Origin of the sequence: Bradyrhizobium sp. NAS80.1 (assembly GCF_001908205.1) — a bacterium.
Taxonomy (GTDB): Bacteria; Pseudomonadota; Alphaproteobacteria; order Rhizobiales; family Xanthobacteraceae; genus Bradyrhizobium.
The window spans coordinates 1-24,820 of sequence record NZ_LGHL01000168.1; the positions used below are offsets into that span (position 1 = coordinate 1).

Annotated in this window: 23 protein-coding genes and 1 pseudogene; 13 read left to right on the forward strand and 11 right to left on the reverse strand. The window is 64.6% G+C overall.

What is annotated here, in order from left to right:
- From AC629_RS32765 to AC629_RS32780, 4 genes and pseudogenes are all read left to right on the forward strand, one after another.
- Nucleotides 1-893 (forward strand): annotated as a pseudogene (locus AC629_RS32765) (FAD-dependent oxidoreductase); the annotation flags it as partial.
- Between the two features lie 52 nt (nt 894-945).
- A complete protein-coding gene (locus AC629_RS32770) occupies nt 946-2,115 on the forward strand; it encodes an ABC transporter ATP-binding protein (protein WP_084808944.1) in 1,170 nt (389 codons plus the stop codon).
- Nucleotides 2,112-3,026 (forward strand): ABC transporter permease, encoded by a 915-nt coding sequence (locus tag AC629_RS32775; protein ID WP_084808945.1) that lies wholly within the window; start codon nt 2,112-2,114, stop codon nt 3,024-3,026. Before AC629_RS32770 ends, AC629_RS32775 begins: the two co-directional genes overlap by 4 nt.
- 4 nt (nt 3,027-3,030) lie before the next feature.
- Complete coding sequence (locus tag AC629_RS32780; RefSeq protein ID WP_084808970.1) at nt 3,031-3,843, forward strand: ABC transporter permease subunit; 813 nt, start codon at nt 3,031-3,033, stop codon at nt 3,841-3,843.
- A gap of 111 nt (nt 3,844-3,954) precedes the next feature.
- Here AC629_RS32780 and AC629_RS32785 read toward each other — a convergent pair whose 3' ends face one another.
- From AC629_RS32785 to AC629_RS32800, 4 genes are all read right to left on the reverse strand, one after another.
- Nucleotides 3,955-4,806: a carbohydrate ABC transporter permease gene (locus AC629_RS32785; protein WP_084808946.1), complete on the reverse strand. Its 852-nt coding sequence runs from the start codon at nt 4,804-4,806 to the stop codon at nt 3,955-3,957.
- Nucleotides 4,803-5,675 carry a carbohydrate ABC transporter permease gene (locus AC629_RS32790; RefSeq protein ID WP_084808947.1) on the reverse strand — a complete coding sequence of 291 codons (873 nt, stop codon included), beginning with the start codon at nt 5,673-5,675 and terminating at the stop codon, nt 4,803-4,805. The genes AC629_RS32785 and AC629_RS32790 overlap by 4 nt, the downstream gene beginning before the upstream one ends.
- A gap of 97 nt (nt 5,676-5,772) precedes the next feature.
- The gene (locus tag AC629_RS32795; protein ID WP_084808971.1) at nt 5,773-7,158 is read right to left on the reverse strand and encodes an ABC transporter substrate-binding protein; all 1,386 of its coding nucleotides are present in this window, start codon (nt 7,156-7,158) and stop codon (nt 5,773-5,775) included.
- A 222-nt stretch (nt 7,159-7,380) separates the two neighbouring features.
- Nucleotides 7,381-9,306: an AsmA family protein gene (locus AC629_RS32800; protein ID WP_084808948.1), complete on the reverse strand. Its 1,926-nt coding sequence runs from the start codon at nt 9,304-9,306 to the stop codon at nt 7,381-7,383.
- Nucleotides 9,307-9,581: 275 nt separating this feature from the next.
- On the opposite strand from AC629_RS32800, the gene AC629_RS32805 reads away from it, so the two are divergent.
- From AC629_RS32805 to AC629_RS32815, 3 genes are all read left to right on the forward strand, one after another.
- On the forward strand, nt 9,582-10,289 hold the full coding sequence (locus AC629_RS32805) for a CoA transferase subunit A (protein ID WP_084808949.1): 708 nt from the start codon (nt 9,582-9,584) through the stop codon (nt 10,287-10,289).
- 18 nt (nt 10,290-10,307) lie between these two features.
- Entirely contained in the window at nt 10,308-10,958 is a 651-nt protein-coding gene (locus AC629_RS32810; protein ID WP_084808950.1) for a CoA transferase subunit B, read from the forward strand.
- Nucleotides 10,959-11,150: 192 nt separating this feature from the next.
- Nucleotides 11,151-11,618: a GNAT family N-acetyltransferase gene (locus AC629_RS32815; RefSeq protein WP_245332061.1), complete on the forward strand. Its 468-nt coding sequence runs from the start codon at nt 11,151-11,153 to the stop codon at nt 11,616-11,618.
- A gap of 213 nt (nt 11,619-11,831) precedes the next feature.
- Here the strand turns inward: AC629_RS32815 and AC629_RS32820 are convergent, their stop codons facing one another.
- Nucleotides 11,832-12,710: an SUMF1/EgtB/PvdO family nonheme iron enzyme gene (locus AC629_RS32820; RefSeq protein WP_084808972.1), complete on the reverse strand. Its 879-nt coding sequence runs from the start codon at nt 12,708-12,710 to the stop codon at nt 11,832-11,834.
- Nucleotides 12,711-12,762: 52 nt separating this feature from the next.
- A complete protein-coding gene (gene nirK / locus AC629_RS32825) occupies nt 12,763-13,860 on the reverse strand; it encodes a copper-containing nitrite reductase (protein WP_084808973.1) in 1,098 nt (365 codons plus the stop codon).
- A gap of 55 nt (nt 13,861-13,915) precedes the next feature.
- On the opposite strand from nirK, the gene AC629_RS47205 reads away from it, so the two are divergent.
- A complete protein-coding gene (locus tag AC629_RS47205) occupies nt 13,916-14,080 on the forward strand; it encodes a hypothetical protein (protein ID WP_168195630.1) in 165 nt (54 codons plus the stop codon).
- Nucleotides 14,081-14,104: 24 nt separating this feature from the next.
- Here the strand turns inward: AC629_RS47205 and AC629_RS32830 are convergent, their stop codons facing one another.
- Nucleotides 14,105-14,311: a hypothetical protein gene (locus AC629_RS32830; protein WP_084808952.1), complete on the reverse strand. Its 207-nt coding sequence runs from the start codon at nt 14,309-14,311 to the stop codon at nt 14,105-14,107.
- A gap of 158 nt (nt 14,312-14,469) precedes the next feature.
- On the opposite strand from AC629_RS32830, the gene hemN reads away from it, so the two are divergent.
- Together hemN and AC629_RS32840 are read left to right on the forward strand one after the other, a co-directional pair.
- The gene (gene hemN / locus AC629_RS32835; RefSeq protein ID WP_084808953.1) at nt 14,470-15,822 is read left to right on the forward strand and encodes an oxygen-independent coproporphyrinogen III oxidase; all 1,353 of its coding nucleotides are present in this window, start codon (nt 14,470-14,472) and stop codon (nt 15,820-15,822) included.
- A 188-nt stretch (nt 15,823-16,010) separates the two neighbouring features.
- Nucleotides 16,011-16,208 carry a DUF1858 domain-containing protein gene (locus AC629_RS32840; protein ID WP_084808954.1) on the forward strand — a complete coding sequence of 66 codons (198 nt, stop codon included), beginning with the start codon at nt 16,011-16,013 and terminating at the stop codon, nt 16,206-16,208.
- 120 nt (nt 16,209-16,328) lie between these two features.
- Here AC629_RS32840 and AC629_RS32845 read toward each other — a convergent pair whose 3' ends face one another.
- On the reverse strand, nt 16,329-17,039 hold the full coding sequence (locus AC629_RS32845) for a Crp/Fnr family transcriptional regulator (RefSeq protein WP_084808955.1): 711 nt from the start codon (nt 17,037-17,039) through the stop codon (nt 16,329-16,331).
- Nucleotides 17,040-17,168: 129 nt separating this feature from the next.
- Between AC629_RS32845 and AC629_RS32850 the strand changes: the two genes are divergently transcribed.
- Complete coding sequence (locus AC629_RS32850) at nt 17,169-18,380, forward strand: NnrS family protein (protein WP_084808956.1); 1,212 nt, start codon at nt 17,169-17,171, stop codon at nt 18,378-18,380.
- On the opposite strand, the gene AC629_RS32855 is transcribed toward AC629_RS32850, so the two are convergent.
- Nucleotides 18,377-19,414 carry an AraC family transcriptional regulator gene (locus tag AC629_RS32855; RefSeq protein ID WP_084808957.1) on the reverse strand — a complete coding sequence of 346 codons (1,038 nt, stop codon included), beginning with the start codon at nt 19,412-19,414 and terminating at the stop codon, nt 18,377-18,379. The two genes, AC629_RS32850 and AC629_RS32855, sit on opposite strands and share 4 nt — an antisense overlap.
- 203 nt (nt 19,415-19,617) lie before the next feature.
- Between AC629_RS32855 and AC629_RS32860 the strand changes: the two genes are divergently transcribed.
- Nucleotides 19,618-20,238, forward strand: a complete 621-nt coding sequence (locus tag AC629_RS32860) for a response regulator transcription factor (protein WP_084808958.1) — start codon at nt 19,618-19,620, stop codon at nt 20,236-20,238.
- Between the two features lie 187 nt (nt 20,239-20,425).
- Complete coding sequence (locus AC629_RS32865; protein ID WP_084808959.1) at nt 20,426-22,105, forward strand: mucoidy inhibitor MuiA family protein; 1,680 nt, start codon at nt 20,426-20,428, stop codon at nt 22,103-22,105.
- 170 nt (nt 22,106-22,275) lie between these two features.
- Here the strand turns inward: AC629_RS32865 and AC629_RS32870 are convergent, their stop codons facing one another.
- Nucleotides 22,276-23,631 carry an esterase-like activity of phytase family protein gene (locus tag AC629_RS32870; RefSeq protein ID WP_084808960.1) on the reverse strand — a complete coding sequence of 452 codons (1,356 nt, stop codon included), beginning with the start codon at nt 23,629-23,631 and terminating at the stop codon, nt 22,276-22,278.
- Between the two features lie 163 nt (nt 23,632-23,794).
- Nucleotides 23,795-24,763: an MBL fold metallo-hydrolase gene (locus AC629_RS32875; protein ID WP_084808961.1), complete on the reverse strand. Its 969-nt coding sequence runs from the start codon at nt 24,761-24,763 to the stop codon at nt 23,795-23,797.
- Nucleotides 24,764-24,820: the final 57 nt, after the last annotated feature.

The following is a 24,820-nucleotide window of genomic DNA, read 5'->3' on the forward strand; positions in this document are numbered from 1 at the left end:
GGCCCGGGCGCTGGCCAACGCCACGGGCGGCTGGACGCCGCTGGTCGCGGAAACCGTGCTGCGCCAGCCGCAGCCCGCCATGGCGGCCATGCAGATGAGCCAGATCATCGTGCCGCGGGTGTTCGAGTCCGACAACGTCTACGTCTTCCAGAACAATGATGGACAGCTGATCTTCGCATCCCCCCCTCGAGCGCGACTTCACGCTGATCGGCACGGTCACGCGCGCTTTCATCGGCGATCCGGCAATCGTGGCGATGCCGGGGGCCGACGTCAGCTATCTCTGTGAAGCCGCCAGCCGTTATTTCCGCGAGCGTGTTGCTCCGGCCGACGTGGTCCGGACGGTCTCAGGCGTTAACCTGACGCTGGCGTCCGCGCGGCGACGCGACCGCACGACGCTGTTCCATGCACGCCGGCGCAAGGCGCCGTTGATCACGATGTTCGGCGGCGACGTCACCACCTCGCGCCTGCGCGCGGAGCGGGCCGTGACGCGGTTGACCCCGTTCTATCCGATGTCGCCGCGCTGGACCGCCGGCGCAGCGCTGCCCGGCGGAGATTTCGCCTGGGACGGTTTCGAGACCGAGGTCGACGCCGCACGCGACCGCTGGCGGTTTCTCTCGGAGCCGCAGGCCCAACGCCTGGTCGCGGCCTATGGCTCGCGATTGCCGGCTGTCCTTGGTGAGGCGAAGAGCCGCGGCGAGCTCGGCCCGGCCTTCGGTCCCGAACTGACCGGCGCCGAAGTGCGCTATCTGATGAGCCGCGAATGGGCGCGTTTCCCCGAGGATATCCTGTGGCGCCGCTCCAAGCTCGGCCTGACCATGCCGGCCGCCGATTGCGACGCGCTGGCCGCGTTCATGGCGAAAGGTGATGTGAGCGATTTGCCCCGAAGCGGTTGAGCTAGGGACGATCGGCCGCTAGCGTGCGGCGGAATCGGGGTTGGCAGGGAACATGACTGACGAGTTGCCCAGAACAGATGCCGCGGTTGATGCGGCCGGAGATGTGCGTCCTGCGGCGGGCCAGCCGCTGCTGCGCATCGAGGGTGTCGCCAAGACGTTCGGGTCGTTCCGCGCTGTGGACGGCGTGTCGCTCGACATCAAGGCGGGCGAGTTCTTTGCGCTGCTTGGCCCGAGCGGCTGCGGCAAGACTACGCTCCTGCGTATGCTCGCCGGCTTCGAGGCGCCAGACGAAGGACGCATCCTGCTCGGCGGCAAGGATATCGCGCAGGCGCTGCCGCACGAACGTCCGATCAACATGATGTTCCAGAGCTACGCGCTGTTCCCGCACCTGTCGGTGCGCGACAACATCGCCTTCGGCCTGAAACGCGCCGGCATGGCCCGCGCCGACATCGCCACGCGCGTTTCGGAGATGGTCGCGCTGGTGAAGCTCGAGGGGCTGGAGAAGCGCAAGCCCGACCAGCTCTCCGGCGGTCAGCGCCAGCGCGTCGCGCTGGCCAGGGCGCTGGCGCGCCGTCCGCAGCTCCTGCTTCTGGACGAGCCGCTCGCGGCGCTGGACAAGAAGCTGCGCGAGAGCACGCAAGGCGAGCTGATGGAGCTCCAGCGCCGGCTCGGCATGACTTTCATCATCGTCACCCACGACCAGGAGGAGGCGATGACGATGGCGAGCCGGATCGGCGTGATGAAGGCCGGCCGGCTCGATCAGGTCGCGAGCCCGCGCGAGCTCTACGAAGCGCCGCGCTCGCGCTGGATCGCGGAGTTCGTCGGCGACATCAACCTGTTCGACGCCGAGTTCAAATTGCGCGATGGTCACCGCCTGGTCATCGGCACACGCGATGCGGGCACGCTGGTGGTGGCCGAGCCGCGCGAGGCGCTCGGCGAGACAAGATTTTCGGTCGCGATCCGCCCGGAGAAAGTCAAGCTCTCGCGCCGCGCTCCGGTGAGCGAAGCCGGTCGTGAAACGGCGATCAACCGGCTGGACGGCGTGATCGCGGACATCTGCTATCTCGGCGGCACCACCATCTACAAGGTGAAGCTCGATACCGGTGGAATGCTGCAGGCTTCGGTGGTCAACAGCGCGCGCCTCGACGTCGACGCCTACAGCCTGAACCAGAATGTCGTTGCCTGGTTCACGCCCGACGACTGCGTGGTGCTGCCGTCATGAGCGCACGCCGCATCTTCGCGCGACCGGCGCGTTTTGCCGCCATCGCACCCTATGTCTGGATGGTGCTGTTCTTCCTGGTGCCGTTCGCCTTCGTGCTCAAGATCAGCCTGTCACAGACCGCGATCGCACAGCCGCCCTACGAGCCCGTGTTCGACGTGACGGCGGGGTGGGGGGCGCTGAAGGCGGCCTTTGCCGCGCTGTCGCTCGACAATTTCAAGCTGCTCGGCTCCGACGACATCTATGTGTACGCCTATCTGCGCAGCCTCACCGTCGCCGTCACCGCGACCGCGCTGTTGTTGCTGATCGGCTATCCGATTGCCTACGGCATGGCGCGATTGCCGAAGCGCTGGCAGGCGGTGGCGATGGTGCTGGTGATCGTGCCGTTCTGGACCTCGTTCCTGATCCGCATCTACGCCTGGATCAACATCCTCCAGCATGACGGTCTGCTCAACCAGATCCTGCTGGCGCTGCATCTGGTCAGCCAGCCGGTGGTGTGGCTCTCCACCGACAGCGCGATGTATATCGGCATCGTCTATTCCTACCTGCCATTCATGATCCTGCCGCTCTATGCCACGCTCGCCAAGATGGAGCCGGCGCTGGAGGAGGCGGCCTCTGATCTCGGCGCGCCGCCGTGGCAGGTGTTCTGGCTCGTCACCTTCCCGCTGTCGCTGCCCGGCGTCGGTGCCGGCGTGCTGCTGTGCTTCATCCCCATCGTCGGTGAGTTCGTGATCCCGGACCTTCTGGCCGGCTCCAATTCGCTGATGATCGGCCAGACCCTGTGGCTCGAATTCTTCACCAACAAGGACTGGCCGGTCGCCTCCGCAGCGGCCATCGTTCTGCTGGTGGTGCTGCTGGTGCCGCTGCTGCTGTACGAACGGCTCCAGAAGCGCCAGCTGGAACAGGGGCGGTGAGGTGATGCGCAAGGTCTCTCGCCTGTCCCGCTTCAACATCGCCTCGCTCGCGTTCGGGCTGGCGTTCCTCTATCTGCCGATCCTCATTCTCGTCATCTATTCGTTCAACGACTCGCGGCTGGTGACGGTGTGGGGTGGCTGGTCGCTGCGCTGGTATCGCGAGTTCTTCAACGATCGCGCCATGATCGAGGCTGCCTGGATGAGCCTGCGGGTTGCGGTCGCCGCCGCGACCATCGCCACGCTGCTCGGCACGCTCGCCGCGGTGGCGCTGTCGCGCGGCGAGCGATTTCGCGGCCGCACGCTGTTCTCCGGCATGCTCTATGCGCCGCTGGTGATGCCGGAGGTGATCACCGGATTGTCGCTGCTGCTCCTGTTCGTGGCGCTGAACGCCGAGCGCGGATTTTGGACGGTGACGTTTGCGCACACTACGCTGACAATGTGTTTCGTCGCGGTGGTCGTGCAGTCCCGCCTCGGCTCGCTCGATCGCTCGCTGGAGGAGGCGGCGATGGACCTCGGCTGCAACCCGGTTCGCGCGTTCGTCGCCGTGACCTTGCCGCTGATCGCGCCCGCCATCGTCGCCGGCTGGATGCTGGCCTTCACGCTCTCGCTCGACGATCTCGTGATCGCGAGCTTCACCACCGGCCCCGGCTCGGCGACGCTGCCGATCCGGATCTATTCGGAGGTGCGGCTCGGCGTGAAACCCGAGATCAACGCGATCTGCACGCTGGTGATCGCCCTGATCGCGGTCGTCATCGTGATTGCCTCGCTGGCCTCGAAACTGTCGAGCTCGCAGGGCGAGAGCGCGGCGCCGCTGTAAGAAACGTCATTCCGGGGGGATGCGGAGCATCGAACCCCAATGCGCAATTGCGCATTGGGGAATCTCGAGATTCCGGGTTCGCGCTGCGCGCGCCCCGGAAAGACTGCTTGCCTAAGACTTCACCGCACCCGCGGTGAGCCCGCCCACCATGTAGCGGCGGAAGGCGTAATAGACTGCGGCCGGCGGCAGCGCGTAGATGAAGCCGGTGGTCATCAACAGCTCCCACGGCGAGTCGTCGGCGGCCAGGAAGTTGCCGAGCGCGACGGGGAGGGTGATCTGGCGGTCGTTCGAGAGCAGCAGGAACGCGTAGAGATATTCGTTCCAGGCGAGCAGGACCGCATAGGTCCCGATCGCGACCAGCGAGGGCATCATCAGCGGCAGGTAGACCAGGCGGAAGATCTGTAGCGTCGTGGCGCCGTCCATCACGGCGGCCTCGTCCAGCTCGACCGGCAGCTTGTCGGAGGCCTGTTTCAGCACCCAGATCGCGTAAGGGCTGGCGATCGTCACCATCGCCAGGATCAGCGACCAGTGATTGTTGAGCAGGCCGTAATTGCCCATGGTGCGGTACATCGGCACGGCGAGGAACGCCGCGGGGATGAAATAGGTGAAGAGCGCGAGGTTCAACACCATGCGTCCGCCCGGCACCTTCAGCCGCGAGATCGAGAACGCCGCGGCCGTGGCGATGAACAGCGTCAGCACGCCGACGGCGGCTGCGATCAGCGTCGAGTTCCAGAACTGCACGTAGAAGTCGCGCAGGAAATAGTGCTGCTGCTTGAACACGATCTCGAAGTTGTGCAGCGTCGGATGGTCCGGCCACAGCTTGCCCGAGAACGCGTCCTCCTTGGGCGAGATCGCGAACAGGAACATGTGGTAGATCGGAATCATCGTCCACAGGAAGACGGGAATGCCGATCAGCAGCAACCGCGCTTCGGTCGCGACTTCGCGTAAGGAGGGAAGCTTCATCGCGACAACCGTTTCATCATGAAGTACACGAGCGGCAGGACGAACGGCATCGCGCAGACGATGGAGGCCATCGCGAGCGAGAGCTGGTCGAGCCGGAGATAGCGGATGCCGAGGGTCGACAGCACGTGCGTGAGGTCGGCCGGGCCACCGCCGGTGAGCAGGTAGACGCTGTTGAAGTCGCCCAGCGTCCAGATCATCGAGAGCAGCGTGCAGGTGACGTAGAGCGTCTGCATCGACGGCCAGGTGATGTAACGGAATTTCTGCCACCAGCTCGCGCCGTCGACCTCGGCAGCCTCGAACAGGTCGTGCGCGATCGCAAGGCGGCCGGTGATCAGGATCAGCGTCCAGAACGGCAGCGACTTCCAGATGTGCACGCCGATCGCCATGGTCAGCGCCACGGTGGGGTCGTTCAGCCAGTTCGGGCCGTCATCGCCGGTGAAGGAGAAGATGAGGTGGCTGATCACGCCCCATTCGGGATTGAGCATGAAGCGCACCGACAGGATGGTCGGGATCGACGGCACCGCCCAGGGCAGGATGAAGATCACCGAGAGCCATTTGATCCAGGTACGCTGCTGCGCGAAGAAGCCGGACAGGAACAGCGCGATCAGCATCTTGATGTTGATGCCGATGACCAGGAAGATCAACGTGTTGACCGCGGCGCGCGCGAAGATCGGATCATTATAGAGCGCGACATAGTTCGAAGGGGCCCGCGCCAGCCACAGCCCGTAGCAAACGGGATAGACGACGAAGGCGAGGAACACGAGCAGATAGGGTGCGAGCAGCACGATGCCCCAGACCTGCGCCGGGGTCAGCCGCGACGACAAGGGCGGTGCGGGGATTGACTGATCGCCAGAGAGCGTGATCGCCATTCTTTCGGACTCTTTGAAAGGACTTCCGGCCGCACGAGGCGGCCGGTGTTAGCATTTCAACTCTCCCCGCATGAGCGGGGAGAGGGAGGGATCGAGTTTAGCCCGCGACCTGCTTGATGCGGGCGATCATCTCGTCGACGGCCTTGTCCACCGGGACCTTCTCGCTGACGACGCGGTTCATCGCCTTGGCCCAGATGTTCTCGTTGTTCAGGATCGTGAACTTCCAGTTCTTGGTGAAGTCGAACGCCGCGGTGCCGCCCTTGAACTGCGCGTAGACTGCCTTGCGGTGCTTGTCAGCCTGCCAGAACGGGCTTTCCTGGCTTTCCTTCGTCACCGGGAACCAGCGGCCAAGCGCGCCCTCGATGTAGGGACGGACGTTCTCTTCCTGGAGCAGGAAGCTGATGAACTGCTTGGCCTCGGGCTTGTTCTTGGCCGCGGTGAAGATCAGCCCGGTCTTGACGTCGGAGCGGTAGCGGATGGTCGAGCCATCAGGCGCCTTCGGGAAGGATGCGGTGACGATATCCTGCTCGTAGGCCTTCTTGCCGGCGTCACGCTGCTCTTGGGTGAGAGCCTGATTCTGGGAGTCTTCGTACCATTTCGCCGCGATCGAGATTGTGAAGTTGTGGGTCATCACGATCGTCTTGTTGTGGAAGGCGACGTTGTTGTCCGGATCCTTCCAGGTCGTGGAGGAGGGCGGGGTGCAGCCCTTGATGTAGGTGTCGGTGTAGTCCTTCATGGCGTGGATCAGGCCGTCGCGCACCTTGGGGTCGTCCACGAGGAGCTTGCCGTCGTCGTCGACGAGTTTGACGTGATAGGCGTCCATGAAGGTGTAGAACGACTGGAAGGCGTCAGTGGATTCGACGCCCATCGGCTGGCCGACGCCGTAGATGCGCTGGCCGGTGGCCTTGCGGATCGCCGGTTGCACCTTGTCGCACCAGAACGTCCAGTAGCCCGCCCAGTCGGTCGGGATGTCACTCTGCTTGAAGCCGGCCTTCTCCAGCATGTCGCCCCAGATCTGGACGTGCATGCTCTGCTGCTTCAGCGGGAAGCCGTAATAGGCTTTCTTCTTGGTGACATCATTATAGAGGATCGACGCGTCCAGCGTATTCTGTACGAAGCGGTCCTTGATCGGCTCCATGACATCGGTGAGATCCTCGAGCTTGCCCTCATAGGCCCACTTGCCCTGCGCCTGCACGTCATAGGAATCGGAATAGGCGACATCGGGCACGGTGCCGGCATCGAGCGCGGCGACCGTCTTCGGAATCATGTCCTGGATCGCGTACTGCGACAATTCGACCTTGATGCCGGTCTTGGCTTCGAACTTCTTGATCGTCTCGAGCAGGGCGTCGTCTTCGGAGCGGTAGAAGCCCTTGCCCCACCAGACCGTAATCGTCTTCTGCTGCGCAAATGCGGGTGCAGCGGCCGCGAACAGCCCGGCCGCAGCGACCGCCAGTGATACTGCGCCAATAACCTTGGATTTCACGTTTTTCTCCCTCAAGTCGCCGGGGTTTTAACCGGTCGGATAAAACACTAGCGCATGGCCGCTAGCCGATCTAGCGGCATCTTGTCAGACATAGGTCGTGGGTTATCGCGCTGTGGAGATGCTTAATGCGCGCATCGATCCAATCGCCGCATCAATTCGGCCGGATCAATTCGCGTCGAATGGCCGACACGGATCGGTCGCTGTCCTCAATTGGACTTCGTGTTAGTTGGACTTGGCATTCTCTTTGGCGTTCTCCGCCGTCGGCGATTCTGCCGGCGCGGGGCGCTTTCCGGTGCCGGTGATGCGCTCGATCGCGGAGCGCACGGCATCGCCCGCCTTGCGGTCCTTCAGCATGTCGAGCAGCGGCGCGGAGGCCGGCGAACGACGGATCAAGCTTTCCGGATCGGGGAAGATCAGGGGATCGTCCCAGGGACCCTGCACCACGAAGGGTAATTCGAAGCCGGATGCGCTGTTGAGGCTCGCCACGCCCTTCATGTCGTATTCGCGCGTCGGCACCGAGGCGGTGCCGGTCATCGTGATCTTCGTCGCCGGCCCTTCGACGCGGATGTCCTCGGCGGTGGCGATACCGTCGGAGAACTTCACCGCGATGGTGAGCTTGTCGTAAGGAGTCGAGCCGTTGCGGAAATTGCCGCCGCCAGACAGCGGCCGCCGCTCGAGGCGCTTGAGGAGTTGCTCGGCGTTGAAGCCCGCGATCGCGCCGTCATGCCCGGTAACGGTGGCGCTGCCGTCGAGCGATTGCACGAGGCCAAACGGGCTCGAGCCGGAGGCGACGAGCGAGACGTTGATGTTGCCGCGGCCGGACAGCTTGTTGAGGCCGAACAGTTCGGAGGCGCAGGCCTGCAGGTCGACGTCGGTGAACTGGAATTGCGCCTTGATGTCGGCGACGGTATCGGAACGCGCGATGCCGAACGAGCCCTTGGCGATGCCGCCATAGACCTGGGCCTCGCCGACCGAGAGCGCCAGCGTGCCGTTGCGCAAATTGGCGCCGATCGCGGTGCGGCCGAGCTTCGTAGGCCCGACCGTCAGCCGCGCCGCCGACAGGCGCATGTCGAGATCGGTTGTCGACAATCCGTTGAGATCGAACAGCTGCCTGTTCCAGTCGCGGGCACCGCTCGCGAGCAGGCGGAAGGTCGAGATATAAGGTGTGAAGTCGAGCGCGTCGGCGGCGAGCGTGGCCTGGAGCGTCTGCCGGCCGTTATTGGCGTAGGTCATGACGCCTTCGGCGGTGTTGCCGTCGAGCTCGACATTGACATTGGTGAGCGCGATCGAGGCGCCCACGACATTGGCGCGCGCCTTCAGCGCGAAGCGGCCGAAGCCGCCGCTGCCGGGCTGCGGCTGGCCGGTCCAGCGCAGCGCGTTGCGCAAGGACGGGCTGTCGATGGTGAGCGTGCCTTCCATCATCGGGCTGGTGCGGTTGGCGACGCTGCCGTCGAAGGCGAGCTTGAGCGGCGCGCTGGTGATCCGCGCCTTCAATCCCGAGCGGTCGCCGGAGAGGGCGGCGAGGAAGTCGGCGAAGCTGATCGAGCCGTCGACGCGTTCGCCGCGCCAGTCGAACTGTCCGGTCGCGGCGAACGACCGCGAGATCGAGGGCCAGGCCAGCGACAGGTCGATGTCGCCGAACTGCTCGGTGGCGTGCGTGGCGGCGTCCTCGTAATTCAGCACGCCGTCCTGGATCCTGATTTCGGAGAACGACATCTGGTTGTCGGACCCGGGCTTCATGGTGCGCGCAATGGTCTGGATGAAGGGAGTCCAGTTGCTCTCGCCATCCGGCTTCAGGCTGACATGAATGCGGGGCCGCAGCAGCGTCAGGTCGGCGATCTCGAACCGTTGCAGCAGCAGCGGCAGCAGCCGCAGATTGGCGGTGAGCACATCGACATGGAGTGCGGGGTCGCTGGTGCCACCGCCCTTGAGGCCGACGTCGTGGAAGGAGATGTAGCTCGCCAGCACCGAAATATCGATGCTGCCTGCGACATTGAGCTCGAGCCCGGTGACGTCCCGGATCTGCGCTTCCACCGCCTTGCGCAGCGCGTCGCGGTTGATGAGCCAGGAGGTCGCGATCAGGGCGATCAGCGCCACGCCGAGCAGCGCCGCGATCGGCGTCCCGAGGCGCTTCATTCCTTGGGCCATGGTCAATGGCATGTCCTGATCGGGTTGGTCGTTGGAGCCAGATGGGCGGGCCGGGAAACCTGCGTGCCCACGCCCAACCCCCGCAACTTGATCGGTTTTCTTGTCGCTTTCAAGGCCGCGGAACAGTTATGCCCACGGCGTGGGCAGCTTCTATCACCCAGGGGCTGAACGGAGAACCCCGTATCATTGACGGCTTCGGACGATTTCGCCTAATAATCGCCGCCAACTAAGGCGCGACGGCCTGCAAGCCGAAGGTTCACTCGAAGGTAATTTGCATGAACAAGGTCTATCCCGACGCCAAGTCGGCTCTCGAGGGCGTTCTCAAGGACGGCATGATGATCATGTCGGGCGGCTTCGGCCTCTGCGGTATTGCCGAAGAGCTGTCGGACGCGATCCGGGACTCCGGCGTCAAGGGCCTGACGGTGGTCTCCAACAATGCCGGCGTCGACGGCATCGGGCTCAGCCGCCTCTTGGAAACCCGGCAGATCAAGAAGATGATCTCGTCCTATGTCGGCGAAAACAAGCTGTTCGCCCAGCAATTCCTCGCCGGCGAGCTGGAACTCGAATTCAATCCGCAGGGCACGCTGGCCGAACGCATTCGTGCGGGCGGCGCGGGCATCCCGGCCTTCTACACCAAGACCGGCGTCGGCACGCTGATCGCCGAGGGCAAGGAAGTGAAGGAGTTCGACGGCGAGAAGTACCTGATGGAGCGCGGCCTGTTCGCCGACCTCGCCATCGTGCACGCCTGGAAGGGCGACACCGCCGGCAACCTCATCTATCGCAAGACCGCGCGCAACTTTAACCCGATGATGGCGACCGCCGCCAAGGTCACGGTGGCCGAGGTCGAGCATCTGGTCCCGGCCGGCGAGCTCAATCCCGACCACATCCACACGCCCGGTATTTTCGTGAAGCGCATCGTCGAGGTCGGCACGGCCAAGAAGCGCATCGAATTCCGCAACACCCGCCCGCGTACCGCCGCTTAAGCGTATCAGGAGACTCACATGGCCTGGACCCGTGAACAGATGGCCGCGCGTGCCGCGAAGGAATTGCGCGATGGCTACTACGTCAATCTCGGCATCGGCATCCCGACGCTGGTCTCGAATTACATTCCCGAGGGCATGGACGTCAGCCTCCAGAGCGAGAACGGCATGCTCGGCATGGGCCCGTTCCCCTATGAGGGCGAGGAAGATGCCGACCTCATCAATGCCGGCAAGCAGACGGTGAGCGAGCTGCCGTCAACCTCGTATTTCTCGAGCGCCGATTCCTTCGGCATGATCCGCGGCGGCCACATGGATCTGTCGATCCTCGGCGCCATGCAGGTGGCCCAGAACGGCGATCTCGCCAACTGGATGATCCCCGGCAAGATGGTCAAGGGCATGGGCGGCGCGATGGACCTCGTCGCCGGCGTCAAGCGCGTCGTCGTCGTGATGGAGCACTCCGCCAAGGACGGCGCGAAGCTGCTGAAGCAGTGCAACCTGCCGCTGACCGGCGAGCGCGTGGTCGACATGGTCGTCACCGATCTCGCCGTCTTCACCATCGACAAGCACGGCAACGGCGGCATGGCCCTGATCGAGCTCGCCGACGGCGTCACGCTCGACGAGGTCAAGGCCAAGACCGAGGCCGAATTCCGCGTCGCGCTGAAGAACACGTAAAGGCTTCGCAAAAGGGGGCGTGCATGACGGATACGGTCTGCGCGTCCCGGCGACGCCGATTTCATCGCACGAACCATCCTGTCGTCGCAGCGCGGCTACCGGTCGCGCGGCTGGTTCGACGTCGCGCTCGGCTGGCCTGAAGCGCAATGCCTCAACTTCGTTGCGCGCACCGCGACCGCACGTGCGGTGTCGATGTGGCACGTCTCGCAATTCCTCATCGCCGAGATTGACGGCAAGCCGGCGGCAGCGCTGTGCGCCCTGCCTGCGGCAGGCACCGGACCTGCGGCCTGGCGCGCGATCGAGGAAGTCGCGGCCGTGACCGGGCTTGCTGCGTCCGAGCTGGAAGCCATCCGTCAACGCGGTGCCTACACGCGCGCCTGCTGGGTTCAGGGCGGCGAGGGCGATTGGATGATCGAGCATGTCGCGACCGATCCCGCATATCGTGGCCGCGGCCTGGTGCAGGCGCTGATCGCGAACGCACTGGATAAGGGACGGGGGGCCGGCTTTGCCCGTGCGACGATATCGTTCCTGATCGGCAATGATCCTGCCGAGCGCGCCTACGCCAAAGCCGGTTTTGTTCATGCGGAGGAGAAGCGGGAATCCGCGTTCGAAGCAATCATCGGCGCGCCCGGCTTTCGGATGTTTGCGCGCGCGATTTGATCGCCGCGCGCGAGCGGACGCGCGCGTCAATCTCGTCATTGCGAGGAGCCCTTGCGACGAAGCAATCCAGGCTGTCGTCGCGGAAAGATTCTGGATTGCTTCGCCGCGCTCGTGATGACGGCGAGTACCCCGCATGAGCGAAGTGATATGCGGGACGTTCCCGGGTGTCGCTTCGCTCACCCGGGCTACGCGGCTACACTGCCTTCATTCCGGCTACGACCTCGCCGCCCAAACCTTTCCCCACCGCGCCGACACGCTTGCGACCCATGATGGCTCCTCGCGCACCAGGCGGAAGCCGAGATTGGCGGGCGGCACGCCCTGCGCACAGCCGCCGGCACGGGCGTCGCGGATGAAGTCGGTGACATAGGCACGATGCGCGCCTTCGGCGACGCGCACGCCGCAATTCACCGTCGGACGGCCGGCATTGCCGGCTTCGTCGACGCGTGAACGAACGAAGCAAGTGGAGGTCCACTCCCAGACATTGCCGGCGAGATCGGAAACGCCGTGCTCGTTCGGGCCGAACTTGCCGAACGGATAGGTCGTCGTGTCGGAGAGGTCGCGTTCGGATTCACGCTCATAGCGGCTGATCCAGCGCTTTGCAGGATCGTCTGCGTCCACCGACGCGCCGTCATCCCTGAATCTGGAGCCGGCCGCAAAGGCCCATTCCGCGTCGCTCGGCAGGCGGTAGTGCTGGCCGGTCTTGCGCGACAGCCAGCCTGCATAGGCTTCCGCATCGTGCCAGCTGACCTGCACGACGGGGCGATCGAGCGCGATCGCGACGCCGCGATCGAGCGCGCGGCAAGCGCCGTCCTGTACACAAAGCTGGTAGTCGGCGGAGGAGACCTGCTCACGCATGATGTGGAGTGGCCGATTGAAACGCATCGCGCGCAGCGGAGCTTCGGCCTGCTGCCCGGCACGCGTGAAGTCGCCGGCCTCGCGATAGGACAGATTGCCCGGCGCGATCTTGACGATGGCCGGCTCGGTCGCGGTGCCGTGGTCCGCCATGTCCGAGACCAGCGGTGCAACAGCAATCGGTCCTGCGAGCCCCGCAGCGCAGGCCAGTGCCAGTTTCAGTTTGAATGCGATCAACATGGTCATTCCCCAAAAGAAGAAGGGGCCGGTGGTGGCCGGCCCCTTGTCGCGTCTAGTTGGTGGCGGGAGCCGGTACCTCCGCAGGCGCTTTCACCTGGGTCATCAGATCGTCGTTCCACTTGCCTTCGATCTTGAAGTGCGCGGTGGCGCCGAGATCTGCGGCCTCGATCAGGTTATGCGTGACATAGGCGTAGATGCCGGGCTGCAGGAACTTGTACATCGCAGCCCCTGCCGAGCCGCCGCGGATGAACCAGGTCTCGAGTCCCGTCTCAGGTGCGTTGGAGAACTTGCCGGTCTCCCAGACATAGTCGCCATGGCCGCCGATCAGATGCGGACGGCTGTCGCGATTGGCCTGCGAATGCACGATCAGCACGTTCTCGCCGACCTTGGCCGTCAACGCGTTCTTGCCGGTGAGCGCGCCGACCTTGCCGTTGAACACGACCTGGGTGGGGATCAGCTTCTTCATCACCTCTTCAGTCTCGGTGAAGGCTTCGCCCGGCGAGTCGTAGGACTTGAAATTGCCCTTCTCGTCGCGCGGCACATACATGTCCTGCTCGCCGACATAGTAGACCTTGTCGTATTTCAGCACGTGACCCTTGCCGTCGTTGAGGCCGTCACGCGGCAGCACCATCACGGCGCCGTTCATGCCGGAGACGACATGCCAGGGGATCATCGGGCCGCCCGGTGCGCAGTGATAGACGAACACGCCTGTCCGCGTTGCCTTCCAGCGCAACAAGACCTGCTCGCCTGGATTGACTAGCGTGAGCTCGGCGCCGCCGAGCGCGCCGGTCGCGGAGTGGAAGTCGATATTGTGCGGCATGGTGTTGGTCGCGGGATTGACCAGCGTCAATTCGACATAGTCGCCTTCATGCACGACCATCAGCGGGCCCGGCATCGAGCCGTTGAAGGTCATGGCCTGGAAGGTGGTGCCCTTGTCGTCGATGACGACCTTCTTCTCCTGAACGGTGAGCGTGAACTCCATGATCTTGGGGCCCTGCGTCGTGGCCTGCTCGTGCGCATGCACGAAGGGCGGGGCGACCAGCTCGACCTTCTGCCGCGGGAGCTTGAGATCGTTGGCAGCGAAAGCGGGTGTCGCCAGCATCAGGGCGGTCGCGGCGGCGCTGATCAATGCGGCTCTGCGGGTGAACATCGGAAGCATCCTTCATGTGAAAGGGTTTTGATGACGGATGCAGTGTGCGCCGATCTTGGCAAGAGTGTTTGCGCTGCGACAAGCTTTTGCCGGATTCACCTCCGGTAAAGTCCTTAAGAAATTTGCCGAAGATAAATTCGGCGATGCGAACGACATCGCCGCACGTCGTGCGACGTCAGTCGCGGCAACGGCAAATCGTTCGCATGTTCAGCTGCGTTGAATTGTAAATGTATGGATGCTTCGACTAGAGCAGCTGGATCGCAATCCAGACCGTGCCCCAGATCGCAAGCGACAGCGCGGCAAACACAGTGGCCATGATCGCCAGGATGCGCACGATATAACCGGCGCCGGCGGTGGGCGCGGCAGGAACGGGACGAAAATCGTCAAAGCGCGGGATAGGGCCGCGAACGCCGGTAAGCCAGAGAACGAGATCGAGCGCGAACGACGCCATGGCCTATCTCCGGGGGCAACGATTGAACGTCACCATGGGCCCAATCCGGCGCTCAGACTTTGAGCAAGCGCAAGGCCGCCGGTCCGAAAACGGGTAATCCAATGCCATCCGGGATTTGCCGCGGCCCCGTGCGGCATCGATTTACGAATGGATAGGACATGAGAACTGATCTCGCAGCGAGCTACGGCGAAGAACGTCTGCCGCGCTACACCAGCTATCCGACCGCGCCGCACTTCTCGCCGGCGATCGGCGCCGACACTTACGCCCGATGGCTGGCCGAGCTTCCCTCGGGAGCCGGCGCGTCACTTTACCTGCACGTGCCGTTTTGCCGTGAGATGTGTTGGTATTGCGGTTGCCATACCCAGATCGTCCGCCGCGACGGGCTGATCGCGGCCTATCAGCAGACGCTGCGGAGCGAGATCGCGCAGGTCGCAGAAACCATCGGTCGCCGCATCAAGGTGGAGCACATCCATTTCGGCGGCGGCACGCCGACGATCGTGGCGCCGGAAGCGTTTGCCGAGTTGATGGCGGCGATGCGTCACGCATTCTTCGTGCTGCCGTCGGCCGAGATCGCGGTCGAGATCGATCCGCGAACATTGACCGCCGATATGGTCGAGGCCATGCGGCTCTCCGGCGTCAACCGCGCGAGCCTCGGGGTGCAGAGTTTCGATCCCGTCGTGCAGCGCGCGATCAATCGCGTGCAGAGCTACGAACAGACGGCTTCCGTGGTCGATATGCTCCAGCGAGCCGACATCAAGGGGATCAATTTCGACCTGATCTACGGGCTGCCGCACCAGACCGTCGCTTCGTGCCTTGATACCGTGCGGCGTTCGCTTGAGCTCGCGCCGGCCCGCTTCTCGGTGTTCGGCTATGCGCACGTGCCGACCTTCAAGAAGCACCAGCGCATGATCGACGAAAACCATCTGCCCGATGGCCTTGCGCGTCACGACCAGGCCTGTGCGATCGCAAATGCGCTGAAGGAGGCCGGCTACGTGCAGATCGGGCTCGACCATTTCGCGCGTCCCGATGATGCCATGGCCGTGGCCTTCGAGGATCGGACATTGCGGCGTAATTTCCAGGGCTATACCACCGACAGAGGCGAGGTCCTGCTCGGCTTCGGCGCAAGCGCAATCGGCCGTCTACCGCAAGGCTATGTCCAGAACGAGGTGCAGATCGCCCCGTACTCGCAAAGCATCGCCGCCGGCCGTCTCGCTATCGCGAAGGGTTATGGCCTCACCGACGACGATCGCCTGCGCGCCGACATCATCGAGCGTATCATGTGCGAATTCAGCGCCGATCTCGGTGACATCTGCGCGCGCCATGGCGCAGAGGCGGAGGCGATGCTGAAGTCGGCGTCGCGCCTGAAGCCGCTAATCTCGGACGGTGTGGTGAGACTGGACGGCGACCGCCTCGCGGTCGCGAACGACTCGCGCTTCCTGGTCCGCAGCGTCGCCGCCGCCTTCGATGCGCATCTCGATACAGCGAAGCAGTTGCACAGCCGGGCAGTGTAGCTCATCTCGCCGTCATTCCGGGGCGCGCGCAGCGCGAGCCCGGAATCCATTTCACCGCATGGGTTGTTGCTCGATGGATTCCGGGTTCACGCTTCGCGTGCCCCGGAATGACGACTTCGCCCCAGCTTGCGCTTCAACAAAGAGATCGCGCCCCGCTCGGCTATCGTCATTTCGGAAGGGAGTTTCCCATGCCGTTCCGATCCGACGATCTGGTCGATGACATCATGCGTACGGCGCCGCACACGATCCGCGTGTTCCTCGCCTTCAGGATGGCCTGCGTCGGCTGTCCGATTGCAACCTTCCACACGGTGGAAGACGCCTGCCGCGAGCATGGCATCGAGCGCGACAAATTCCTCGCCGCGCTGTGCGATTGCGTGCCGGCGTGAGGCGGGTTGGAGTCCGCGCGGGGCGCGCGCGGAGTCCCGGGTGAGGGCGAGCTTTCGCCGTAAGCGGAAGCGCCCCTCACCCCTATTTCACGGACAGAAGTAACGCGCCGGAAGCCGACCTCATGCCGGGCCGCTGTCCACCGTCCGCTCTGCCAGCACGACGATCCTGTGTGGATCGCGCAGGATGATGCGCTGACGGCCGCTCTCGACGAGGCCCTGCTGTTCCCAGCCGCTGAGGATGCGGCTGACGGTGTGCAGCGTGGTCCCGGTCATCTGGGCGATGTCCTGGCGGCTAATCGGGAAGTCGATCTCGATGCCATGATCGACTTTCTTGCCGGACTGTTTGGCAAGCCGCAGCAGCGCATGCGCGACGCGCTGCTCGACCTGCTGGGTCGATATTTCGAGGATGCGGGTGTGGCTCTCCTGCAGCCGCGTGCCGACGGTCTGGAGTGTGTTGGCGGCAAGGGCCGGAAACCGCTCGATCAGCCGTGGCCAGGCCGAGGTCGGCCAGATCAGCACGACGCTGTCATCGACCGCCATCGCAGTCGCCGGGTAACGCGCGGCTCCGATCGCCATCGCGAGTCCGAACGTCTCGCCGGGCGAGACATAGCGCACCACGATCTGCTCGCCGGTCGGCGTGGTCTTGGCCGCGCGGACGTGGCCGTGCAGCAGCAGGAAGAAGGATTGCGCGTCCGCGCCCTGCTCGAAAATGGTGCTGTTCTTGGGGTAGCGCGCCGAGCGGGCCTCGCGCAGGATCTCGTCGAGGTCCTCCGGCTTGACACCCCCAAACAGCGGCAAATGCGCAACCAGCGATGTGTCGACCTTGGCCATTCTGCCTCCTTGGCGCTCGGGAGTGTGATGGCACCTGCAATCGTCCGGTTGTTTGCGATAGCGCAAAACGGGCCGGCCGGGCGGCAGTATTTTTCCAGACAACGGTCCGAATTCACAGGAGTTGCCCCCATGGCTCGCGCCCGATCCCGTAACTTTCAGGGCTGGCCGCTGTTCGCGAACAGCTTTCGGCCCTTTTTCCTGCTGGCCGCGATCCAGGCGGGGCTGTCGATTCTGGCCTGGCTGCCGATGTTCTATGGCGAATTGTCGGTGAGTTCCGCCTTCGCGCCGCGCGACTGGCACGTCCACGAAATGCTCTATGGCTTCCTGCCGGCGGTGATCACGGGGTTCCTGTTCACCGCGATCCCGAACTGGACCGGGCGGCTGCCGATCCAGGGCACCTCGCTGGGGGCGCTGCTGGTGGTCTGGCTGGCCGGGCGCATTGCCGTGACACTGTCGGCGGATATCGGGTGGGCATTTGCGCTTGTCGTCGATGCTGCCTTCCTGGCCCTGGTCGTCGCCGCCGCGACGCGCGAGATCATCGCGGGCGGCAATTGGCGCAACCTGCCCGTGGTGGTCCTGGTGCTCGTGCTGCTAGCGGGCAACGTCGCCTTTCATCTCGAATCGCATTTCGAAGGCGCGGCCGATGTCAGCATCCGCGTCGGCATCGGCGTGGTCGTGCTGCTGATTGCGCTGATCGGCGGCCGCATCATCCCGAGCTTCACCCGCAACTGGCTGGTCAAGTTCAATCCCGGCCGCCTGCCGGTGCCGTTCGGGCGCTTTGACGGCGCGGTGATCGGATGCAGCGCGATCGCGCTCATCTCATGGATCGTGGCGCCGCTGAGCACCATCACCGGCGTGGTGATGGCGCTTGTCGGTGTCCTGCACCTGGTCCGGCTTGCGCGCTGGGCCGGCGACCGCACCTCGCGCGAGCGGCTGCTCCTGATCCTGCATGTCGGCTACGCCTTCGTGCCGTTCGGCTTCCTGCTGAATGCCGCGGCCGTCTTCGGCGCGCTGCCGCCGAGCGCGGGCATTCATGCCTGGATGGCAGGCGCGGCCGGAACCATGACGCTCGCGGTGATGACGCGTGCGAGCCTCGGTCATACCGGACAGGCGCTGACCGCCTCGCCCGCGACGCAAGGCATCTACGTCGCGATCATCGTCGCTGCGCTGGCGCGGGTTGCAGCTGTCGTGCTGCCTGCGCATAGTGATGCGCTGCTGCACATTGCGGCCTGCGGCTGGGTCGTCGCTTTCCTTGGCTTTGCCATCGCGTTCGGACCGCTGCTCGCCGGTAGCCGCCGGCGCGCATTGGCCATCATGGGGGTGCCCGCCGCGGCGCGCTAAGCCGCGGTCGCCGCAGGCACCTTGGCCGGCCTGGCCTGGGGCCGCATGCCCCGGCGCCATTCGGTGATGGTGCAGCGGAAGCGGCCGCGGAACCAGCGGGCCATCGCGCTTTGCGCGGAGAATCCGAGCTGCGCGGCGACGCCGGCCAGCGGCCGGCCAGGATCGTCGATCAACTGGATCGCGAGATCGGCGCGCTGCGCGTCGAGAATGGCCGAGAAGCTGGTACCGGCCTCGGCCAGATGACGGTGGATGGTACGGCGGGTGCACGCGAAGTACTCGGCCACGCGCTCGACCGTGCAGTCGCCGCTTGCGAGCAGGATGCGGACGATCTCGTCGACCTTCTCCTCCCAGCTTGACGGCCGCGCTTCGATCGCCTCGATCCGCTTGCGCAGATAGCTCGCGATTAGCGGATGGGCGCTCGGGACCCGGCGCTCCATGTCGTGTGCCGACAACAGGATCGCATCATCATCGGCATTGAAGATCACGCGGCAGCCGAAGAACGCGCGATAGCGCTTGCGGTCGTGCGGTGGCGGATAGCGCAGGTGAACCTCCAGCGGCCGCCAATCGCTGCCGAACAGCGACTGGATGATGCGGTGGACGCTGCCGAGCACCATGTCGATCGACTGGCGTGGCGCGGTCGGCTGACTGCCGCGCAGATGCACCGTGATGGTCACGGTCTGCTTGTTGCGGGCGACGTCCAGCCGCATGCCGTCGTGATGGATATGGATGAAGCGCGAGAAAGCTTTGATCGCCTCGCCGACGGTCGCCTGTTCGCGCACGATCAGGCCGACCGCGCCAAAATTGGTGAGTCCGCCGCGCTCGGCGATGCGCAGACCAAAATCTTCGGCACCCGAAGACTTTGCCGACAATTCGAGCAGGCGACGCATGCTTGTGACGGCAATCGGCGTATCGGGCTCGTCGAGGCAGGCCAGTGGCAGCCTGACCTTGCGCATCATCTGTTTGGGGTCGAGCCCGACCGACCGGGCGACCTCCGGGTAATAGCTCAAGCTTGCGCTGCGAATGAGGTCGGCCATGCGAACCGCTCCTGCCTGCCATTCCCGCGGATGTCCCGAAATGTAAAGTTTCTGTCCCGATCCGTCAAATCCGGGAACTCGGTGCAACATACATAGGGGAGACCGAAGCACCGGCGCGAATGCAGTGCTCATGACGGCGCAGCAGGGCGGTGGGCCCCGCGGCCGTCTCGGATCATTTGAGCATACATTGCTGGATCGGGATTATGCCGGGGAACACGCTTTCCAAGGGCGAGGTATTCGTCATCGACACCGACGCCGCCTCCCGCGAACAACTTTCGACGGCGCTTGAGCAGAGCGCCTATGACGTGATCTGCTTTGCAGACGGCGCATCGTTGTTGTCGGAAGCGAAGGCGCGGATGCCGGCCTGCGTGCTGCTGGAGATGCCACAGGATCGCTCCGGGCTCGACGTGCTCAGGCGCTTGCGCGAGGAAAATTGCATGGCGCCGGTCCTTGTGACGTCGGCGAATGGCAGCATCGCCATGGCCGTCGATGCGATCAAGAGCGGCGCGGCCGATTTCATTGAGAAGCCGTTCCGTAGCCACGACATCGTCGGCCGGATCGATGCCGCCATCGACGAATCCGCGCAGCCCGCCTCGTGCCGGCAGCGCTGGCTGCACGGCTGCGAAGCCCTGACCGCGCGTGAGGGCGACGTGCTCGAGCACCTCGCGGCCGGCCTCACCAACAAGGAGATCGCCCGGCGCATGCATCTGAGCGCGCGGACGATCGAGGGCTATCGCGCCGGCATTCTGAGGAAGGCCGGCGCTCGCAACGTGACCGATCTGCTCCGCCGCATCTTCGGCCAGGGGGCGCCCGCGCAAATCTGAGGCGCGACTTCCGAGGCCCAACTCCGCAGCGCGACGACGTTGTGTTCCACGGCCATGGTGCCGCCGCAGCAATGCCCCACGGAAACCCCAATCGAACCGGTTCCTTCCCTGCCGCGTCTCAACACGATGGCGAGGCATTTTTCGCGCGTCCGGCTGGCGGCGCGGCGACACTGGCAAGAGGGACTTTATGCGCATCACCGCAAGATGTTTGGCAACGACGAGCCTGGTTATGCTGGCCAATGCGGCGGCGTTGCCGTCATGGGCCGCCGACGTGGACGCCACTTCGGCCATCGACACCGTCACAGTTTACCCTGACGGCGCCACGGTTACCCGAATCATCGCGCTGGACCTCGCTTCCGGTGACAGCACGCTGGTCGCCAGGGACTTTCCGCTCTCGCTCGATCCGTCCTCGCTGCGCGTTGAAGGCGAGGCGGGAGCCAAGCTCACCATCGGCACGATCGACGCGCGGCCGCCGCGCGCGGCGCCGCCCGTCAACCTGCCCGAGCTCGACAAGCGCATCGAAGCGCTCAGGGATCAGCGCGCCGATCTGCAAGGCGCGATCGACGCGGCCAACGCCCGGCGCAAATTCGCGCAGCGTTTTGCCGAGGCCTCGCCTGCCGGCCTCGGCGACAAGGGCGAGGCCCGGCCGATCACCGAATGGCGCGCGGCCTTTGCCGCGGTGGCCGAGGAGATCGCGACCGCCGACACTGCGATCCGCGACGCCACGCGAAAACAGCGCGAGATCGATCGCCAGATCGCGCAGCTTGAAGCCGAACGCTCCGCCAAGCCGCCGAGCAAGCTCGAGGTGCGGATCGACGTCGCCTCGGCAGCGGCGACCAAGGCGACGCTGCGGGTGACCTATGCCGTACGCAATGCGCGTTGGGTGCCGCTCTATGACGCCCGGCTCGACACCGGAGCGAAGGACCGCAAGCCGCAAGTCGAATTGGTCCGCCGTGCCGAGGTCACGCAATCGACCGGCGAGGACTGGTCCAACGTCACGCTCGGCGTCTCCACGGTTCGCATCGGCCGCGGCGGCAGCGCGCCGGAGCTGAACTCGCTGGTCGCGCAATATCCGCAAGTGCCGAAGCCGATGGCGCTCGGCGCGGCCTCGGATCTGGTGCGGTCCGCGCCAGCGCCGCGTCAGATGCAGTCGCCGGCGATGGCCAAGGTTACGGAGGCGGCCGAACCGCGCGAGCGCGCCGATGAGCAGCAAGCGGTCGCCGAGATCGGCGACTTCCAGGCCACGTTCAGGATCCCCGGCCGCGTCAGCCTCGGCGCCGCCGAGGGCGCCAAGAGCCTGCGCATCGCCGCGATGAGCGTGCCCGCCGATCTGGCGGTCCGCGCGGCACCGGTGATGGATCCCACCGCCTTCCTCGAAGCCAGCTTCAAGCAGACCGATGATGCGACGCTGCTGCCGGGCAAGGTTGCGATCTACCGCGACGGTGTCTTTGTCGGCCGCGGCAAGATCGCTGCGTCGGCCAAGGACGACATTGTGCGGCTCGGTTTCGGTGCCGACGACAAGGTCAAGATCGAGCGCGCCGTGCTCAAGCGCAACGAGGGCTCCGTCGGCCTCCTGGTCACGACGTCGAAGACCGACGAGCGCGCGTTCAAGACCACCATCCGCAACGGACACGACTTCCCGATCAAGGTCGCGATCGAGGATCAGTTGCCGGTCAGCGAGAACGAGGACATCGTCGTCGAGATGCTGCCCTCGACCACGCCGCCGACCGCAAACAACATCCGCGACCGGCGCGGCGTGCAGGAATGGACGTTCGACGCCAAGCCCGGCGAGATCAGGGACATCAACTTCGCCTGGCGTATCCGTTGGCCGAAGGACAAGAGCATGGTGATCGTGCCGGCGGGGTAGAGCACGCCGCGTCCATTTTACCTCGCCCCGCTTGCGGGGAGAGGTCGGCGCGAAGCGCCGGGTGAGGGGGACTCTCCGCAAATCGCACTCTCACCATCCTCGTGGCTAGCCCCTCACCCCAGCCCTCTCCCCGTAAGAACGGGGAGAGGGGGAGGAGAGAGAGCGGACGCTTACTTCGCCTTCAGGAAGTCGGCGACTTCGAGCAGCATGAATTCGTCGTCGTCGGCCTTGTTGGGATCACGGCTGGACGAGAACGGCAGGTTGTTGTCGTTGCCGACGATGATGTGGGTGTCGTCGACGCGATCGACGTTCTCGATGGTGAAGAATGGGAAGGTGTAGACGCCGTCATTCAGCGGTTTGCGCGCCTTCTTGTCGGGATCCCTGATCTTCAACAGGTCGATGTAGCCGATCTTGCGCACGGGCTTGCCGACATTGGCGTCCGAGAGCTCGATCTTGTAGATGCGCTTGAACTTGGCGAGATCAGGAAAGCAGTTCTCGCCGCGGGTGCCTTGCGGGCAGGCCTTGTCGGCGGTGCCTTCGCCGTTGTCGCGCTCGATGATGAGGCCGCTGGTCGGGTCGATCATGTTGAAGTCGCCGATGGCGTTGCCGTTCTGCTCGAACACATACTGCCAGTAGCGGCCGGTGAATTTCTCCGCCGCGACGTCGAATTCGAGGATGCGGGAGGCTTCCTTGCCGTCCACCTTCTCCCAGTCCTTCTTGTCGGCATCCCACAGCGGCCCCTCGAGCAGGCCGTAAAGGAACTTGCCGTCCTTGGACGACGCAAAGCCCTCATAGCCCTTGGAGCGGCGGAGGTTGACGTTGGTATAGGTCGCGCCCGGCGCGCCCGGGGTCGCCACCGCCCAATGATCGGGCGAGCGCACCGGCTTGCCGTCGGCAACCGTCTCGAACACGCCGAGGATCTTGCCGGTCTTGTCGGCCTTCAGGATATAGGGTCCGAACTCGTCGCCGATCCAGAAGACGTCGCCGATGATCTGGAAGCCCTCGGTGTCGAAGTCGGCGCCGGTGAGGTAGCGCTTCTGCGTGTCCTCATGCACGATGCGGAACGGTACCTTCTTGTCGGGGTCGTGCAGGAAGATCGTCTCCTGCCGCTCGATCTTGCCGCTGGCCCAGTCCATCTTGTAGCGGTTCAGGTACAGCATCGAGTCCATCGAGTTGGCGCGCGCGCCCATGCCGTTGTCGGTGATCACCCAGAAGGTGCCGTCGGGCATGGTCTTGATGCCGGAATGGCCTTGCAGCGGCTGGCCCTTGAACGGCAGCGAGACGCCGGTCGGGCGCTCATAGGACTTGCCCATCACGGTGCCGAGCGCGTCGACGCGCTTGCCGGTGGTGTACTTGCCTGAGGTCTTGAGATCGGCGGGCGCGTCGGCCGGCGCGTCGATGAAGGTGGCGGCCGGCATCACCACGTGGCCGGCGAGCTTGGCCGGGAATTCACCTTCGTTCTGCGCGAGCGCCGTGCTCGCGGTGAGAATGATCGTTGCGACGGAGGCAAGAAAAGTCGCGCGCATGTGCGTCTCCTGTTAGCGGACGCACGCCTTATGCTGTCTGCATATTGCAGTATTGTGAAGCCGGGCCAAACGCCGCGGCAGTCCGTTATTCTTTACCTCACGGGGCGATGAGGACACGTCGTCATTAGCAACGGCGAACAAAAAAGATCGCCGCGCGGCCGCACTAGACGCCTTCATAGACCAGTCTGGTGAAGAAACCGGGATCGATGACGAACTGCCCCCATTTCGCGTCGAACGCGGCAGTCGGCTTGGCGGCAACGGCCTCGTCGCGCGTTTTCCCCTGCTTCTTGAGATTGCCGACATTGTCCCGGATAGCGACCAGCATGTCGCGGAATTCCTGCAGCTCGGCCTTGTTGCTGACCGGCTTGCCGTGACCGGGAATGATGATGGTGTCGCTTTTGCTCGCCGCCAGATTGACGTCGGACGCCGAGATCATACCGTCGATGCTGCCGCCGGTCGAATAGTCGATGAAGGGATAGATACCGTTCCAGTAGGTATCGCCCGCATGAAGGATGTTGGCCTCAGTAAACGTAACGGAAACGTCGCCATCGGTATGCGCTGGCCCGTAATATTTCAGGGCGATCGATGCGCCATTGAGCTTGAGGCTATGTACCCCGGCGAAGACCTCAGCGGGGATCGCGCCGGCGGGAGAGGCAAGGAAATTGTAGTCCCAGTCTTCGACCCGCTGAATGCCGGAGAGATGCTTGCGGGTGTTTTCGTGGGCAATGATCTGCGCGCCTGCCGAGTGCAGCCATTCATTGCCGTCGGCATGGTCGAAGTGCCAGTGCGTATTGATCAGATGCGCGACCGGCTCGCTGCCGAGCTCGGCGATCGCCTTGCTCAGCCGGGGGCGCGAGACGCCGATTCCGGCATCGACCAGAAGCTTGCCGTCAGGTCCCGTGAGGACGGCAATGTTGCCTCCGGATCCTTCGAGGATACTGACATTGTTGCGCAGCTTGTGGGTCGTGATGGGAGACGTTGCCGCGCTGTCCTTGATCAGGCTGACGAGGCCTCGCGCCTCCGCGAACGCCTGCCTGGGGGTAAGCCAAACGGTCGCGGCAGTGAACGTGCCGCCGACACAACACAGGCAAAAACCGCGTCGGGACAACGAGGGAGGTTTTGGCGATCCCATGCAATCCTCGCTTTCCGGGGGATTGTCGGCGGCGCCGCCGATCGACCCTCCGTCAGC